The organism is Stenotrophomonas lactitubi, assembly GCF_002803515.1.
Lineage (GTDB): Bacteria > Pseudomonadota > Gammaproteobacteria > Xanthomonadales > Xanthomonadaceae > Stenotrophomonas > Stenotrophomonas lactitubi.
This window is the reverse complement of sequence record NZ_PHQX01000001.1, coordinates 3,552,215-3,568,216: the sequence shown is the minus strand read 5'-3', so window position 1 is coordinate 3,568,216 and position 16,002 is coordinate 3,552,215. Positions and strand designations below refer to the sequence as shown.

The window sequence follows — 16,002 nt, the reverse complement described above, 5'->3', positions numbered from 1 at the left end:
CGCGGGACGTCCTGTGCTGAACTCCGTAGAAACGGGTCGGCGACTGATGCTGCGCGCCGCGGTCTACCCGCTGGCCGCAGTGGCTGTCCTGGCTCTGGCCTTCCTGCTGGTAGGGCCGAAGTATGCCCTTGGTGCCCTGGCATCCGGCGTGGCGGTTTCGGCCGGTGGTTGGGTGGCGGCGAGGATGGCATTGGGTGGTGGTGCGCTGGGGGCCGGTTCGGCCATGGCGCGCCTGATCGTTGCGATCGTGGCCAAGTGGGCGCTCGTTTTTGGTGTCCTGATGGTGGGGTTCCTGGTCTTCAAGCTGCCTGCATTGGCGCTGTTGGCCGGTATCGCCGTCGGGCTGATGTTCCAGGTCCTGGCCATGGCCAGGCGCTAATCGAATTCATTTAACTTAAGGTTCCGGACACATGGCAGGCGAGGCGCTTACACCCACCTCCTACATCCAGCATCACCTGCACAATCTGACGGCAGGTCATGGCTCTCCGTGGGCAATCCACGTGGACACGCTGGTGACCTCGCTGCTGATGGGCCTGGTGATGGTCGTCGCCTTCTGGCTCGGCACCCGCAAGGCCACCTCCGGCGTGCCGGGCAAGTGGCAGGCGTTCGTCGAGATCTGCCTGGAGTTCGTTGACCGCCAGGCCAAGGACACCTACCACGGCACCAGCAAGCTGGTGACCCCGATCGCGATCACGATCTTCTTCTGGATCCTCCTGATGAACCTCATCAAGATGATCCCGGCCGACTTCATCGCCAAGCCGCTCGAACTGATGGGCGTGCCGTACTGGAAGCCGGTCCCCACCGCTGACGTCAATGCCACCCTGGGCATGTCGATCAGCGTGTTCTTCCTGATGCTGTTCTTCGCGCTGCGCGCCAAGGGCTTTGGCGGTTTCGCCAAGGAATTCCTGACCGCACCGTTTGGCAAGTGGATGATGCCGTTCAACCTGATCCTGAACATCGTCGAGTGGCTGAGCAAGCCGATCTCGCTGGCGATGCGACTGTTCGGCAACATGTTCGGCGGTGAAATCGTGTTCCTGCTGATCTGGGTGCTGGGCGGTGCAGGTATCGCCGGCATGTTTGCAGGCGCGTTCGCCGGCTTCGGCTGGATGCTGTTCCACCTTCTGGTGATTCCGCTGCAGGCCTTCATCTTCATGATGCTGTCCATCGTGTACCTGAGCCTGTCGGAAGACGCTCACTGAGTTTCGCTTCACCCTTCATCCGTTTGTTTCTAAACCCTTAGCAATCAAGTTCCTGGAGAAAACCATGTACTTCGCCGTCCTGACCAATCTCGCCCAAGTTCAGAGCTCCACCGTCCTCGCCGTCGGCATCATGATCGGCCTGGCCGCGCTGGGCGCCGGTCTGGGTCTGGCCATCATGGCCGGTAAGTTCCTGGAGTCGGCCGCGCGCCAGCCGGAACTGATCCCGGTCCTGCAGGTCCGCATGTTCATCACCGCCGGCCTGATCGACGCCGCCTTCATCATCTCGGTCGCCGTGGGCCTGCTGTTCGCCTTCGCCAACCCGATGGTCGGCGAGTTCGTCTCGCGCCTGCCGGCAATCGCTGGCTGATCCAGCGAAAGCGAAACGACCGGGCGCCGCAGGCGCCTGGTCGCGGATGAAGGTTCGGAGGCGCCGCCCATGTGGCGGCGCGTCCATCCCGTCACAACCGACTGAGCGAACCCCATGGATATCGGTTTTACCCTCATCGCCCAGGCCCTGGCCTTTGCCGCCCTGATCTGGCTCATCGCGACCAAGATCTGGCCGCCGCTGATGAACGCGATCGAAGAGCGCCAGCAGAAGATCGCTGAAGGCCTCGCTGCTGCCGACCGCAGCCAGAAAGATCTGGCCCAGGCGCAGGACAAGGTCAATGAAGCGCTGAAGGAAGCCCGCACCAAGGCCAACGAGATCATCGACCAGGCCCACGCGCGTGCCAACCAGATCGTCGACGCGGCCCGCAACGAAGCTGTTGCCGAAGCCACCCGTCAGAAGGACCTGGCCCAGGCCGAAATCGACGCCGCCGCCAACCGTGCCCGTGAAGATCTGCGCAAGCAGGTGTCCGCGCTGGCCGTGACCGGTGCCGAAAAGCTGCTCAAGCGCGAAATCGACGCCAACGCCCACAAGGCGCTGCTCGACGAGCTGGCCTCGGAGATTTAAGGATGAGCCAGGCCCTCACGCTTGCCCGCCCGTACGCCCGCGCCGCCTTCGCGACCGCGCGTGACGAAGGCGCGTTCGCGCCGTGGTCGGACGCTTTGGCGTTCTCCGCCCACGTCGCCGCCGACCCGCGCGTGGCGGCCCTGCTCGCCAACCCGGAGCTGGGTCGCGATGACGCCGTCGCCCTGCTGGCGCCGGAGTCCCGCGGCGAGACCTACTCGCGCTTCCTGGCTGTGCTTGCCGAATCGCATCGTCTGCCGCTGCTGCCGGAAATCGCTGGCATGTTCGACGCGCTGCGCGCCGAGGCCGAGCACGTGGTCAAGGCCACGGTGACCTCCGCGGCCGAGCTGTCGGTTGCCGAGCTGGACGCGATCAAGGCCGCGCTGCGCAAGCGCTTCAACCGCGAGGTCGAAGTGGCCACCGCGGTCGACGCCTCGCTGATCGGCGGCGCTGTGATCGACGCCGGCGACGTGGTCATCGATGGTTCGCTGAAGGGCAAGCTGGCCCGTCTGCAGACCGCGCTCGCTAACTGAATTCATTTAACGTCCGGCCCCGCTGCCGGCACTAGGACTTGACGATGGCAACCACGCTCAACCCCTCCGAAATCAGCGAACTGATCAAGAACCGCATCGAGAAGGTCAAGCTGGCCGCGGAATCGCGCAACGAAGGCACCGTGACCAGCGTGTCCGACGGCATCGTGCGCATCTTCGGTCTGGCCGACGTGATGCAGGGCGAAATGATCGAACTGCCGAACAACACCTTCGCCCTGGCCCTGAACCTGGAGCGCGACTCGGTCGGCGCCGTGGTCCTGGGTGGCTACGAGAAAGTGCGCGAAGGTGACGTCGCCAAGACCACCGGCCGCATCCTGGAAGTGCCGGTCGGTCCGGAACTGCTGGGCCGCGTCGTCAACGCACTCGGCGAGCCGATCGACGGCAAGGGCCCGCTGGGCACCGACCTGACCGCTCCGGTGGAGCGCGTTGCGCCGGGCGTGATCTGGCGCAAGTCGGTCGACCAGCCGGTGCAGACCGGTTACAAGTCGGTCGACTCGATGATCCCGATCGGCCGTGGCCAGCGCGAGCTGGTCATCGGTGACCGCCAGACCGGCAAGACCGCGCTGGCCATCGATGCGGTGATCAACCAGAAGGGCACCGGCATCAAGTGCGTGTACGTAGCGATCGGCCAGAAGGCCTCGACCGTTGCCAACATCGTGCGCAAGCTGGAAGAGAACGGCGCCCTGGCGCACACCATCGTGGTGGCTGCCACCGCGTCCGAATCGGCCGCGATGCAGTACATCAGCGCCTACTCGGGCTGCACCATGGGCGAGTACTTCATGGACCGCGGCGAAGACGCGCTGATCGTGTACGACGATCTGTCCAAGCAGGCCGTGGCCTACCGCCAGATCTCGCTGCTGCTGAAGCGCCCGCCGGGCCGTGAAGCCTACCCGGGTGACGTGTTCTACCTGCACTCCCGTCTGCTCGAGCGCGCTGCCCGCGTGTCCGAGGAATATGTCGAGAAGTTCACCGAAGGCAAGGTCACCGGCAAGACCGGTTCGCTGACCGCGCTGCCGATCATCGAAACCCAGGCCGGCGACGTCTCCGCGTTCGTTCCGACCAACGTGATCTCGATCACCGACGGCCAGATCTTCCTGGAAACCGATCTGTTCAACGCCGGCATCCGCCCGGCCGTGAACGCCGGTATCTCGGTGTCGCGCGTCGGTGGTTCGGCGCAGACCAAGATCATCAAGAAGCTGTCTGGCGGTATCCGTATCTCGCTGGCCCAGTACCGCGAGCTGGCTGCGTTCGCGCAGTTCGCCTCGGACCTGGACGAAGCCACCCGCAAGCAGCTGGAGCGCGGTCAGCGCGTCACCGAGCTGATGAAGCAGAAGCAGTACGCGCCGATGTCGATCGCCAACCAGGCGCTGTCGATCTACGCCGTCAACGAGGGTTACCTCGACGACGTGCCGGTCAGCAAGCTGCTGGCGTTCGAAGAAGGCCTGCACGCGCACTTCGCCAACACCCAGGGCGAACTGATCGGCAAGGTCAACGCCACCGGCGGTTGGGACAACGACATCGAAGGTGCCTTCAAGAAGGGCATCGTCGAGTTCAAGACCACCGGCAGCTGGTAATCGAGGTCCTGTAGAGCGGAGCGATGCTCCGCTGGACCAGACGATCAAACGGTTGAACAACGCGGGGCCCAGGCCCCGCGCCACGGGAATAAAAGATGGCAAGCGGACGCGAAATCAAAACCAAGATCAAGAGCGTGCAGAACACCCGCAAGGTGACGCGCGCCCTGGAAATGGTCTCGGCCTCCAAGATCCGCAAGGCGCAGGATCGGATGAAGACCTCGCGTCCGTACGCGCAGGCGATGAAGCAGGTGATCGGCCACCTGGCGCAGGCCAGCACCGACTACCAGCATCCGTTCCTGGTCGAGCGTGAGCAGGTCAAGCGGGTCGGTTTCATCGTGATCTCCTCCGATCGCGGTCTGGCCGGCGGCCTCAACAACAACCTGTTCCGCAAGATGCTTGGCGAAGCCAAGGCCTGGCAGGACAAGGGCGCCGAAGTGGACCTGGTGACCATCGGCCAGAAGGCATCGACCTTCTTCCGCCGGGTCAAGGTGAACATGGTCGGCACGGTGACCCACATCGGCGACACGCCGAAGCTGGAATCGCTGATCGGTGTGATCAAGGTCATGCTCGACGCCTTCACCGAAGGCAAGGTCGACCGCGTGTATCTGGTCTACAACCGCTTCGTCAACACGATGGTGCAGAAGGCCAGCTTCGATCAGCTGCTGCCGCTGCCGGCCGCCGAGAAGCAGGTTGCGCACCACGACTGGGACTACCTGTACGAACCCGATGCCGCGACCGTGCTCGAGCACGTGATGACGCGTTACATCGAGTCGCTGGTGTACCAGGCGCTGCTGGAAAACGTCGCTTCCGAGCATGCCGCGCGCATGGTGGCGATGAAGTCGGCCAGTGACAACGCCAACAAGCTGATCGGAACCCTGCAGCTGGTCTACAACAAGGCCCGCCAGGCAGCGATCACCCAGGAAATCTCCGAAATCGTCGGCGGCGCGGCAGCAGTCTGACCGCGTTCGTTAAAAGCACACATTTAGAGGATGCAGCAATGAGTCAGGGCAAGATCGTTCAGATCATCGGCGCCGTCGTCGACGTCGAATTCCCCCGCGAGTCGGTGCCGAAGGTGTACCACGCGCTGAAGGTGGACAACACCGAAATCACCCTGGAAGTGCAGCAGCAGCTCGGTGACGGCGTGGTCCGCTGCATCGCGCTGGGCTCCACCGATGGCCTGAAGCGCAACCTGGTGGCCACCAACACCGAGCGCGGCATCTCCGTGCCGGTCGGCGCTGGCACCCTGGGCCGCATCATGGACGTGCTCGGCCGTCCGATCGACGAAGCCGGTCCGGTTACCGCCAGCGACACCTGGGAAATCCACCGTGCTGCTCCGTCGTACGAAGACCAGTCCCCGGCCACCGAGCTGCTGGAAACCGGCATCAAGGTCATCGACCTGATGTGCCCGTTCGCCAAGGGCGGCAAGGTCGGCCTGTTCGGCGGCGCCGGCGTCGGCAAGACCGTCAACATGATGGAACTGATCAACAACATCGCCAAGGCGCACAGCGGTCTGTCCGTGTTCGCCGGCGTGGGTGAGCGTACCCGTGAGGGCAACGACTTCTACCACGAGATGAAGGACTCCAACGTCCTGGACAAGGTCGCGATGGTGTACGGCCAGATGAACGAGCCGCCGGGCAACCGTCTGCGCGTCGCCCTGACCGGCCTGACCATGGCCGAGTACTTCCGCGACGAGAAGGACGAGAACGGCAAGGGCAAGGACGTGCTGCTGTTCGTGGACAACATCTACCGCTACACCCTGGCCGGTACCGAAGTGTCGGCACTGCTGGGTCGTATGCCGTCGGCAGTGGGCTACCAGCCGACCCTGGCCGAGGAAATGGGCGTCCTGCAGGAGCGCATCACCTCGACCAAGAATGGTTCGATCACCTCGATCCAGGCCGTCTACGTGCCGGCCGATGACTTGACCGATCCGTCGCCGGCGACCACCTTCGCCCACCTTGACTCGACCGTGACCCTGTCGCGTTCGATCGCTTCGCTGGGTATCTACCCGGCGGTCGATCCGCTGGATTCCACCAGCCGCCAGATGGACCCGCTGGTCATCGGCCACGAGCACTACGACACCGCCCAGCGCGTCCAGCAGACCTTGCAGAAGTACAAGGAACTGAAGGACATCATCGCCATCCTGGGCATGGACGAACTGTCCGAAGAAGACAAGCAGGCCGTGTCGCGCGCCCGCAAGATCGAGCGCTTCTTCAGCCAGCCATTCCACGTGGCCGAAGTGTTCACCGGCTCGCCGGGCAAGTACGTGTCGCTGAAGGACACCATCCGTGGCTTCAAGGCCATCGTCGATGGCGAGTACGACCACCTGCCGGAGCAGGCGTTCTACATGGTCGGCAGCATCGAAGAAGCGGTCGAGAAGGCCAAGAAGATGGCCGAGAAGGCCTGATGCGGCAGGGACGGGCACACGCCCGTCCCGACCGTGACACGGGGTGGGCCTGCGCCCACCGCTGCGGAATCCCTGCGGTGGGTTCGACCCGCCCCCTAGCGAAGAGAGTTACATGAGCACCATCCGTTGCGACATCGTCAGCGCCGAGCAGGAAATCTTCCGTGGCGAAGCGACCCTGGTCGTGGCCACCGGTGAGCTGGGCGAACTGGGCATCGCGCCCAAGCACGCACCGCTGATCACCCGCCTGAAGCCGGGCAAGGTGGTAGTGACCACGCCGAGTGGCGAGCAGCTGGATTTCGCCATTTCCGGCGGCATCCTGGAAGTGCAGCCGCAGGTGGTGACCGTGCTGGCCGACACCGCGATCCGCGCACAGGACATCGACGAAGCCTCGGTCCGCAAGGCCAAGGAAGAAGCCGAGCGCATCCTGGCCAACCGCGGCGAAGCGATGGAAGTGGCCGAAGCCCAGCAGAAGCTGGCTGAAGCCGTTGTCCAGCTGCAGGCGCTGGAGCGCCTGCGCAAGACCCTCAAGCACTGAACCGTGCCGAGGTGACACCTCTGCCTGCAAGGCATGGGTGAGTGCAGGAACGCCGGCTGCCATGCCGGCGTTTTTGTTTGTTTTCCGCTGCCGCATGCCCGGAGCAGGCCGCCATCCGGTCAGCGGTACACGACGTGCCGCAGCAGCACGAAAGTCACCAGGGCCAGGCCACCTTCCACCAGCGGCTTGGCGAGCCACGTGTACTGCAGCCCCACCGCATGGTCGACCGCCGTCACCAGCAGGGTGCTGGCCGCGGTGAGCAGAATCCAAAGCAGGAAGAAGCGCGCGAAGCGCTTCCAGCCCAGGCGCTGTTGGCCGGCGGCAGCAAAGGTATAGCGGCCATTGAGCCAGAAGCCGAGCAGCATGCCGGCCAAACGGCCGACGATGTTGGCAGGAGCGACCGGCAGCCCGAGTGCGGTGCTTCCCACGAACACCAGCCAGTCCAGCAGCAGCTGCACCAGGCCGATGACGATGTATGCGCTGCCCTGGCGCAGGAGGGTCATTGCCGAGGCTTCCCGATGACGCTGCGCAGGGCCTGTTCGACGCCAAGCAGACGATGCACGGGTTGCCGCGGTTCGCTGGCTACATCGAAATTGAGCCAGGACAACAGCATCTGCATGCCCACGATGATGGGCAGGCCGGCGATCATCACGGTACCCGCAGTGGCCGGTACACCACTGTCGGCTGAGAGGCACCACCGCCAAAGGCCAAATATGCCGCCGCCGGCCAGTAGGACGCTGCCAAGCAGCAGTTCTACGCTGGCCAGCGAGAAGCCGCGTATGCCGTAGCTGTAAAGCAGGCGACGCAGGGTATTGCGCAGATGCCCCAGCAGGAACGGGCCAAGGATGCGTAACGGGCTCAGGCTGCTGGTTTCGTCTTCATAGCGGGCGCGCATCGGTACATCGATCACCACGGCACGCACCTGGTTGAGGTGATACAGCAGGTCCGATTCGAAGAAGTAGCGCTTTGCGATCCGCTCGAGCTCCAGCTCCTGCAGTACTTCACTGCGGATCGCCGTGTAGCCGTTGGTCGGATCAGCGATCTGCCAGTATCCGCTGGACAGCTTGGTCATGAACGAAAGCGCCGCATTGCCAGCCAGGCGCACCCAAGGCATGCCGCGCACGAAGCCGACGCGATGGAAGCGGTTGCCCTTGGCGTAGTCCGCGTGGCCGGACAGAAGTGGGCTGGCAAAGCGGGGAAGCAGGCCGGCATCCATCTGCCCGTCGCCGTCGAGCTTGACCACCACATGGGCAGGTGTCTGCAGCGCGTGCTGGTAGCCGGTCAGCGTGGCACCACCCACTCCCTGGTTCTGCTCGTGATGGACCACGATGACGCGCGGATCGGTGCAGTGTTCGCGAATCCAGGCGCCGCTTGCCTCGGGACAGGCATCATCGACGGCGATGATCCAGCCCACTTCCGGTCCGATGCCGGCGATGACCTGCAGGATATGCGCGCGCACGCGATAGCACGGGATCACCACCGCAATGCGCGGCGAGTCGTCGGGCCGGACCGCTGTGGTGGGGCTGGTCGGAGGGGGGATGTTCATCGCGATGGCTTTCCTGGAGGCGCCGGGAGGCTCCACCACTGGCGGCCGCCGGCTTCTTCGCGCAGGTGGGCACCTGCCAGCTCAAGTGCGAGTTTCTGTGAGGGTGTGAGCGCTTCACTGCGGAGGATGACGTGCCTGACCTGCTGTTGCTGCAGCATGGCGAGCCAGCGCTTGCCGCTGGGATCCAGCTCGGCGTTGGCGGCGGCCGCCTGCAGGCTGGGCGAGTACCAGCTGATCGTGCGCCCACGGGTACCGAATTCGGCGAAGAACGGGTCATCCGGATCCAGCAGCAGCACGGTGCCCTCGTCTTCACCCGACGCACGGATGGCTGCGGCCAGTGCGCGTTCGGGTGCAAAACGCTGGAACAACGGAGCATCGCGGCCAGCCGCCTTCAGCGTGTCCTTCAACGCTCCGCTACGCAGCATCCAGTAGCCGGTGGATTGGAAGCTGACATTGAGCACGCACAGCGCCACCAGCAGTCCAATGAGAGGCCGGCGCAGGGGACCGGCGCCGAGCGACGCCACGGCGACCACGCACAGCAATGCCATGCCAGGATAGGCGTAGCGCAGGTACTGGATCGGCAACAGCGGCAGTGCCAGCACGGCCGGTGCCACCAGTGCCGCCGCGCGAGTTGGCGGACGCAGCACGGCCAGCAGCCACAGCCCGGCCAAGCCGATCAGGACCACGCCCGCCGCACCATCGTGCGATTCGAAGTAGCGCGATGAATGGAAGGTCAGTGCCCACGGCAGGTCGGGACCGAAGCCGATCTTGTACTTCAGGTCGATGAAGTTCGTCGGAGCGAAGTAGGGAGACTGGAAGATGCCGTTGAACAGCGGCAGCACCGGATTGCCAGCAATCCACTGCGCGAACACATAGTTGGCACCACCGACCAGCAGTCCTGCCAGCAGCACCAGGCCGATGCGCGGCAACGACGGCCACGGATGGCGGATCAGTGCCCAGGCCAGGACAGGGAGTGCCATCACCGCACTCATCGACTTCATCGCCAGCAGTCCACCGGCCAGCACCGCCAGCAGCATCCAGTTGGACAAGCGGCCATCACGGGGCGCGGCAGCCAGCGCACACATCCAGAGCAGCACCGCAGCGGTTGGCAGCTCGGTCTGCATGCCACCCGCCAGGCCGGCGGTCAGCGGCAGGCTGGCTACCATGGCAACCGCCAGCCAGCGCAGCAGCACGCTCGCGCCGAGCTGCGCCGCAAGCTGCCAGGCGCCCGTGGCCAGCAGCAACAGCCAGATCGCGTTGACCGGGCCGCGTGATTCAGCCCCTGCGATTACCTGCGGTACTGCCTGGATGATATCCGTCGCCCAGGGCGCCAGCGCCCAGATCTGGTGCTGGGGCGCCGGTTGATAGACGCCCTGTTCCAGCAACTGCCATGGCAAGCGCAGGTGGTAGGTGAGGTCGTCGTACTGCAGGGTCGGCAACCAGCAGGCGGTACTGGCCAAGCCCACCACCAGCACAGCGAAAGCGGCGCTGCGCGGCGCGTCCGCCACGGACTGCCGCCACTGCGCCAGGCCGGCCCGCAACGATGACCACAGCAGCGAACGGCGCCAGATCACCACGGCAAGGCCCACCGGCAGATAGACCCAGCGGAAATGGATCGGAACCAGCAGGGTCCAGCCCAGCACTGCCGAAAGTCCCAACAGGCCAGCCATCGCCTGCAGGGCCAACGGGCGCTGCACGAACAGCGCCTGACCGATCACGATCGCAACCAGCAGCAGCAAGACCGTTGCCAGCAGCGGAAATACCCCGGTGAACAGGGGGAGCAGAAGTATCCAGAGCACCGCCAGGCCGCTGGCCATGGACCAGCCACGCAGGCGTCGCATCAGCCATGCCAAGGCGCAGGTCAGCAGACCCAGTGCGACCAGTTCACCGAAGCGACCCGATGGCAGGCTCTTGAGCAGTGGCGTGATGGCCAGGCCGATGAGCAGCAGGAGTGGGCCCATCCAGGGCAGCAGATTGAGAAGTCGTTCCTTCAAGGAATTCACGGTTCACGTCAGGCAGGGAAAGAGCTCGGCTATCCTATCAGCCAGTCCTCAGATTGCCGCCGCTGCGTGGCCCCTCTCCATGACCCAACCCCTGCACGTGATCATCCTCGCCGCTGGCGCCGGCAAGCGCATGAAGTCGTTGCTGCCCAAGGTACTGCAGCCGATTGCCGGTCAGCCGATGCTGGCGCATGTGATCGCCACGGCGCGCGAACTGCAGCCGGCTGCCATCCACGTGGTGTACGGCCACGGTGGGGACCAGGTGCGACACTACTTCGCTGACCAGCCGGACCTGTTGTGGGCTGAACAAGCGCAGCAGCTGGGTACCGGCCACGCCGTTGCCCAGGCCATGCCGGAGGTGCCCGATGCCGCGCAGGTGCTGGTGTTGTACGGCGATGTGCCCTTGATCCGTGCGCAGACCCTGCGCGATCTGCTGGCGCAACCGGGCCGGCTGGCCGTGCTGGTCGCCGATGTCGAGGATCCCACCGGCTATGGTCGCGTGCTGCGCGATGCCGAAGGCAAGGTGGGGGCGATCGTCGAGCAGAAGGATGCCGATGACGAACAGCGCCGGGTGCGCATCATCAACACCGGCATCATCACTGCCGAGTCGACCGCGCTGCGCCGTTGGCTGTCACAGCTGTCCAACAGCAACGCACAGGGCGAGTATTACCTGACCGATGTGTTCGCCTTCGCCGCCCGTGAGTTCACTCCGGCGGAGATGGCCCTGGTGGCCGATGCGCAGGACGCGGAAGGCGCGAACGATCCATGGCAGCTCTCGCAGCTGGAACGCGCCTGGCAACGCCGCGCAGTGCGTGCGCTGTGCATCCAGGGCGCGCGCGTGCGGGATCCGGCGCGGGTGGACATCCGCGGTGAAGTGATCGTCGGCAGCGACGTGATGATCGATGTCGATGTGATCCTGGAAGGCAAGGTGGTGCTCGGCGATGGCGTCACCATCGGTCCGTTCACCCGGCTGAAGGACGTCACGCTCGGCGCGGGCACCGAGGTGCGCGCGCACTGCGATGTCGAAGGTGTCGTCAGCGAGGGGGCGGCACAGATCGGCCCGTTCGCGCGCCTGCGCCCCGGTACCGTGCTGGCCGATGGCGTGCACGTGGGCAACTTCGTGGAAACCAAGAAAGTCACCCTGGGGGTGGGCAGCAAGGCCAACCACCTGACCTACCTGGGCGATGCGGTGATCGGCAGCAAGGTCAACATCGGTGCGGGCACCATCACCTGCAACTATGACGGCGTGAACAAGTCGACCACCACCATCGGTGACAACGCCTTCATCGGCTCCAACAGTTCGCTGGTGGCGCCGGTGCTGATCGGTGAAGGGGCGACGATCGCTGCAGGTTCGGTCATCACCCGCACTGCGCCGGACGGCAAGCTGACCGTGGCCCGTGCGCGCCAGGAAACGATCGATGGCTGGCAGCGTCCCATCAAGAAAAGCTGAGCCGAGGCCACCGCGCGTCGGCGAACTCGACGCATTGCCCCGCATCGAACAGCGTGCGGGCGAACTGCTGCGCGGGCATGAGGCGTACCCGGTGTTCGCCGGTCATGGACTGGATCTGCTCACGCTGCAGGCTGGACTGCAGCGTGACCAGCTGTGGGTCATCGACGGCGCCGATGGCAGCATCGCCGGCTACCTGCTGGGCGGTGCGCTCGACGGTGATTTCCACGTGCTGCAGATGGATGTGGATCCCGGCCACGCGCGGCGTGGTTATGGCCGAGCGTTGCTGCGGCATGCACTCGCCGAGGCCAAGGCGCTTGGCTATCCGGGGGCGGTGCTGACCACGTTGTCCGATGTTCCGTGGAATGCGGCTTTCTATGCCAGCGAAGGATTCAAGGTGCTGCCGGAGGCAGAGTGGAGCGCGGGCTTGCGAGCGGTGATGGCCGAGGAGGCCGCATTGGGATTCCCGATGCACCTGCGGGTGGCAATGCGACGGGTGCTTTAGTTTTGCTTCTTCTGTTGATTGCTGATGGTTGCTCATCTTTCATGGGTGTCACTTTTCTTTGTACGCAAAGAAAAGTAACCAAAAGAAACGTTCCGCCGGCCGCGAGCCGATGCTGCGCATCGGTGCCCTGCGCTCCTCGGCGAATCAGGGGCCGGTGCCGAACTCGCTGCGCTCAGACATCGGCACCTCTTCGCCCCTGATTCCCCTGCGGTGCTCGGCTCGCTTCAAGGCGGCCCCAAGTCAAACCCCACAGCTGCACCCAGTAGATCCACGCCATGCGTGGATGCTTTTGCTTTGCTTCTCGAGTCCGCCTTGAAGCGAGCCGAGCACCGCAGGGCCGGCGAGGGCGAAGAGGCGCGGGTGTCTGAGCGAAGCGAGTTCCCGCGCCGTCCCTCGACGGACCGAGGAGCGCAGGGTACCGGCGTGCGCAGCACGACGGCTCGCGGACCGGCGGCGCGTTTCTTTTGGTTACTTTTCTTTTCGCGCGAAAAGAAAAGTGACACCCATGAACAATGATCAACCTTCAGCCATCAACAGAAGAAGGAAGAACAAACCTACCCCACCGGCAACAGGATCGACACGCACAGCCCGCCGTCGGTGCGGTTCTGCAGCGATACCCTGCCGCCGTGCGCCTCGACGATCTCGCGGGTGAGTGCCAGCCCCAGCCCGGTGCCATTGCGCTTGGTCGAATAGAACGGCATCAGCGCATTCTGCAGCACCTGCTCGTTCATGCCCTTGCCCCGGTCCAGCACATCCAGCCGCAACCACTGCGGCAGCCGGGTCAGCTGCACCTGCACGTCGTCGTTCGGCGGATCTGCTTCGGCGCAGGCCTCGTGCGCGTTCTTCAGCAGGTTGAGCAGGGCCTGGCCGAACTGGGCGATGTCGATCCGGCTGCTCAGCTCCTCGTCGAGTTCACGCTCCATCGTGAACGGAATCTGCTGGCACAGGCTGGACAGGAACGGCGCCCAGTGCACGGTCTGCAGCTGCGGCTGCGGCAGCTTGGCGAAACGTGCGTAGCCCCGGATGAAGCCTTCCAGATGCCGTGCGCGGTCTTCAATGGTGGTGAAGATCTCCGGCAGCCGGTCGAAGCGTTCGCGCTTGACCAGTTCGCCGCCGGAGTGTGCCAGCGATGCGATCGGCGCCAGCGAGTTGTTGAGCTCGTGGCTGATCACCCGGATCACCTTCTTCCAGGTCTGCACTTCCTGCCGGCGCAGTTCGGCAGTGAGCTGGCGTACCAGCAGCAGGTCATGCGGACGGCCGTTGAGCTGGAACGCGCGGCGCGAGAGGTGATAGACCTGTTCGTCGTCCTCGTCTCCCTCCACGCCGTCTTCGTGTTCCGACTTCACCGCGAACAGGCTGTCGCCGCCGCGGCCGATGGCATCGCGCAGTTCAACCGGCAACTGTTCAAGCACGTCTTCCATGCGCTGGCCTTCCAGCTTCCAGCCGCCGTGCAGCAGCTTGCGCGCCGCCAGGTTGGAGAACACCACGCGGGAAATGCCATCGCCACCGGCAGCGATCAGCAGCATTGCCACCGGTGTGTTCTGCACCATGGTGTCCAGCAGCAGTTCGCGCTGCACCAGGCCCTGGCGCTGTGCGCGCAGCACCTCGCCCAGTTCGCGGTGTGCCTGCACCAGGTCACCCAGTTCGTCGTTGCCGGGCCAGTAGATGCCGAAGTTGTACTCACCGTCGCGGTAGCTGCTGGTGGTCCCGGACAGCGCCCGCATCAACGAGCGCACCGGTGCGGTGGCGCGGCGCAGCGTCCACCACATCAATGACAGCAGGATGATCGTGGAGACCGTGGTCACCACCCAGCCATGGTCCATCCAGTAGGCCAGCAGCCACGGCAGCGCAGCAGACAACGCCAGCACCGGCAGCAGGCGCAGGAACAGGCGGAAGGTGAAGGAGCGTCGTTTCATTCGCGTGGGATGCCGTGACGGTCCATGCGCCGGTACAGCGCCTGCCGGCTCAGTCCAAGCTCGTTGGCCGCCTGCGCGATGACCCCGTGGTTGCGCGCCAGCACTTCTTCGATGCGTGCGCGGTCGGGATCATTGCCGGCGCTCGGCGTCGGGCGCGGCGCAGCAGGCGCGCGCGGCAGGTTGAGATCGGCTACCTCGATGCGGTTGCCGGTGGCCAGCAGTTCGGCACGCTGGATCACGTTGCGCAGCTCGCGCACGTTGCCCGGCCACAGATGCCGCTGCAGCGCACTGGCCGCCGCGCTGGACAGCGGCTTGCCGATGCTGAGGAAATGCTCGGCCAACGGCACGATGTCGCCGGGGCGGTCGGCCAGTGGCGGCAGCGTCAGTTCCACCGTGTTGAGCCGGTAGTAGAGGTCTTCGCGGAACGTACCCTCGCGGATCATCGCCGGCAGATCGGCATTGGTCGCACTGACCACGCGCACCTTGACCTGGCGTTCGCGGTTGGAGCCCAGGCGTTCGAAGCGCCCGGTCTCCAGCACGCGCAGCAGCTTCATCTGCCCGCCCAGCGACAGGTTGCCGATTTCATCCAGGAACAGCGTGCCGCCATCGGCCGCCTCGAACTTGCCTTCGCGCGCCTTGTTGGCGCCGGTATAGGCGCCGGCCTCGGCACCGAACAGCTCGGCCTCGATCAGTTCGGAGGGCAGGGCGCCGCAGTTCACTGCAACGAACGGGCCCTTGGCCACCAGCGAGTTGGCCTGGATGATCTGCGCGATCTTCTCCTTGCCCGCGCCATTGGGGCCGGTGATCAGCACCGGCAGCTCCGAGCGCGCGACCTGGCAGGCCAGGGCGATCACCCGTTCGCTGGCGGGGTCGGCGAACACCGCGCCGCACAACGCGTACTTGTCTTCCAGTGCATGGCGCTGGCGTTGCTCGCGCTGGCGTCGCTGGTCCAGTTCGCGCCGCGCTTCGGACAGTTCCAGCAGGTTGTTGACCGTGGTCAGCAGCTTGCGGTCATCCCAGGGTTTGGCCAGGTAATCGGCGGCACCGGCCTTGACCAGGTCCACCGCACTGCTCAGGTGGGTCCACGCAGTCAGCAGGATCACCGGCAGGTCGGGGTGGCGTTCGCGGATCTGCGCGAACAGTGCCTCGCCTTCCTCGCCAGAGGTGGTGTCCTCGCTGAAGTTCATGTCCTGGATCACCAGGTCGACCGCCTGTGACTCCAGCAGCGCCAGCCCTTCGGCCGGGCTCTGCGCCAGCAGGGTGTCGATGTCGTGCAGGGAGAACAGCACGTCCAGCGCGGTTCCCACGCTGGCGTTGTCGTCGATGATCAGGATCGCGGGCATTCGGCGGCTTCTGGGAGGGCAGGGAAGCGCCGG

Annotated in this window: 16 protein-coding genes; 11 read left to right on the top strand and 5 right to left on the bottom strand. The window is 65.1% G+C overall.

What is annotated here, in order from left to right:
• The first annotated feature begins 46 nt into the window (after positions 1-46).
• The 9 genes from CR156_RS16650 to CR156_RS16610 all read left to right on the top strand — a co-directional run bounded on the left by CR156_RS16650 (position 47) and on the right by CR156_RS16610 (position 7,212).
• Positions 47-379 (top strand): hypothetical protein, encoded by a 333-nt coding sequence (locus CR156_RS16650; protein ID WP_032952006.1) that lies wholly within the window; start codon positions 47-49, stop codon positions 377-379.
• Between the two features lie 31 nt (positions 380-410).
• The gene (gene atpB / locus CR156_RS16645; protein WP_089237055.1) at positions 411-1,199 is read left to right on the top strand and encodes a F0F1 ATP synthase subunit A; all 789 of its coding nucleotides are present in this window, start codon (positions 411-413) and stop codon (positions 1,197-1,199) included.
• Positions 1,200-1,263: 64 nt separating this feature from the next.
• On the top strand, positions 1,264-1,566 hold the full coding sequence (gene atpE, locus CR156_RS16640) for a F0F1 ATP synthase subunit C (RefSeq protein WP_089237053.1): 303 nt from the start codon (positions 1,264-1,266) through the stop codon (positions 1,564-1,566).
• Positions 1,567-1,680: 114 nt separating this feature from the next.
• A complete protein-coding gene (locus CR156_RS16635) occupies positions 1,681-2,151 on the top strand; it encodes a F0F1 ATP synthase subunit B (protein WP_025877365.1) in 471 nt (156 codons plus the stop codon).
• A gap of 2 nt (positions 2,152-2,153) precedes the next feature.
• A complete protein-coding gene (locus tag CR156_RS16630) occupies positions 2,154-2,681 on the top strand; it encodes a F0F1 ATP synthase subunit delta (protein ID WP_089237051.1) in 528 nt (175 codons plus the stop codon).
• Between the two features lie 44 nt (positions 2,682-2,725).
• Positions 2,726-4,273 carry a F0F1 ATP synthase subunit alpha gene (atpA, locus tag CR156_RS16625; protein ID WP_089237049.1) on the top strand — a complete coding sequence of 516 codons (1,548 nt, stop codon included), beginning with the start codon at positions 2,726-2,728 and terminating at the stop codon, positions 4,271-4,273.
• 95 nt (positions 4,274-4,368) lie between these two features.
• A complete protein-coding gene (gene atpG / locus CR156_RS16620) occupies positions 4,369-5,232 on the top strand; it encodes a F0F1 ATP synthase subunit gamma (protein WP_089237047.1) in 864 nt (287 codons plus the stop codon).
• Positions 5,233-5,270: 38 nt separating this feature from the next.
• On the top strand, positions 5,271-6,677 hold the full coding sequence (gene atpD / locus CR156_RS16615; protein WP_100553628.1) for a F0F1 ATP synthase subunit beta: 1,407 nt from the start codon (positions 5,271-5,273) through the stop codon (positions 6,675-6,677).
• Between the two features lie 112 nt (positions 6,678-6,789).
• On the top strand, positions 6,790-7,212 hold the full coding sequence (locus tag CR156_RS16610; protein ID WP_025877355.1) for a F0F1 ATP synthase subunit epsilon: 423 nt from the start codon (positions 6,790-6,792) through the stop codon (positions 7,210-7,212).
• 119 nt (positions 7,213-7,331) lie between these two features.
• Here CR156_RS16610 and CR156_RS16605 read toward each other — a convergent pair whose 3' ends face one another.
• Genes CR156_RS16605 through CR156_RS16595 form a run of 3 tightly spaced genes read right to left on the bottom strand, consistent with a single transcriptional unit; the run spans position 7,332 to position 10,719 of the window.
• Positions 7,332-7,715, bottom strand: a complete 384-nt coding sequence (locus CR156_RS16605) for a GtrA family protein (RefSeq protein ID WP_100553627.1) — start codon at positions 7,713-7,715, stop codon at positions 7,332-7,334.
• Positions 7,712-8,758, bottom strand: coding sequence for a glycosyltransferase family 2 protein (locus CR156_RS16600; protein WP_100553626.1), 1,047 nt, complete (start codon positions 8,756-8,758; stop codon positions 7,712-7,714). The genes CR156_RS16605 and CR156_RS16600 overlap by 4 nt, the downstream gene beginning before the upstream one ends.
• Positions 8,755-10,719, bottom strand: a complete 1,965-nt coding sequence (locus CR156_RS16595; RefSeq protein ID WP_100553625.1) for a hypothetical protein — start codon at positions 10,717-10,719, stop codon at positions 8,755-8,757. The genes CR156_RS16600 and CR156_RS16595 overlap by 4 nt, the downstream gene beginning before the upstream one ends.
• A gap of 121 nt (positions 10,720-10,840) precedes the next feature.
• On the opposite strand from CR156_RS16595, the gene glmU reads away from it, so the two are divergent.
• Together glmU and CR156_RS16585 are read left to right on the top strand one after the other, a co-directional pair.
• Positions 10,841-12,208: a bifunctional UDP-N-acetylglucosamine diphosphorylase/glucosamine-1-phosphate N-acetyltransferase GlmU gene (gene glmU / locus CR156_RS16590; protein ID WP_100553624.1), complete on the top strand. Its 1,368-nt coding sequence runs from the start codon at positions 10,841-10,843 to the stop codon at positions 12,206-12,208.
• Positions 12,177-12,710, top strand: coding sequence for a GNAT family N-acetyltransferase (locus tag CR156_RS16585; RefSeq protein WP_100553623.1), 534 nt, complete (start codon positions 12,177-12,179; stop codon positions 12,708-12,710). Before glmU ends, CR156_RS16585 begins: the two co-directional genes overlap by 32 nt.
• A 554-nt stretch (positions 12,711-13,264) precedes the next feature.
• On the opposite strand, the gene CR156_RS16580 is transcribed toward CR156_RS16585, so the two are convergent.
• Positions 13,265-14,626, bottom strand: a complete 1,362-nt coding sequence (locus CR156_RS16580; RefSeq protein ID WP_100553622.1) for a sensor histidine kinase — start codon at positions 14,624-14,626, stop codon at positions 13,265-13,267.
• Positions 14,623-15,969, bottom strand: a complete 1,347-nt coding sequence (locus CR156_RS16575) for a sigma-54-dependent transcriptional regulator (RefSeq protein WP_100553621.1) — start codon at positions 15,967-15,969, stop codon at positions 14,623-14,625. Before CR156_RS16575 ends, CR156_RS16580 begins: the two co-directional genes overlap by 4 nt.
• Between the last annotated feature and the right edge of the window lie 33 nt (positions 15,970-16,002).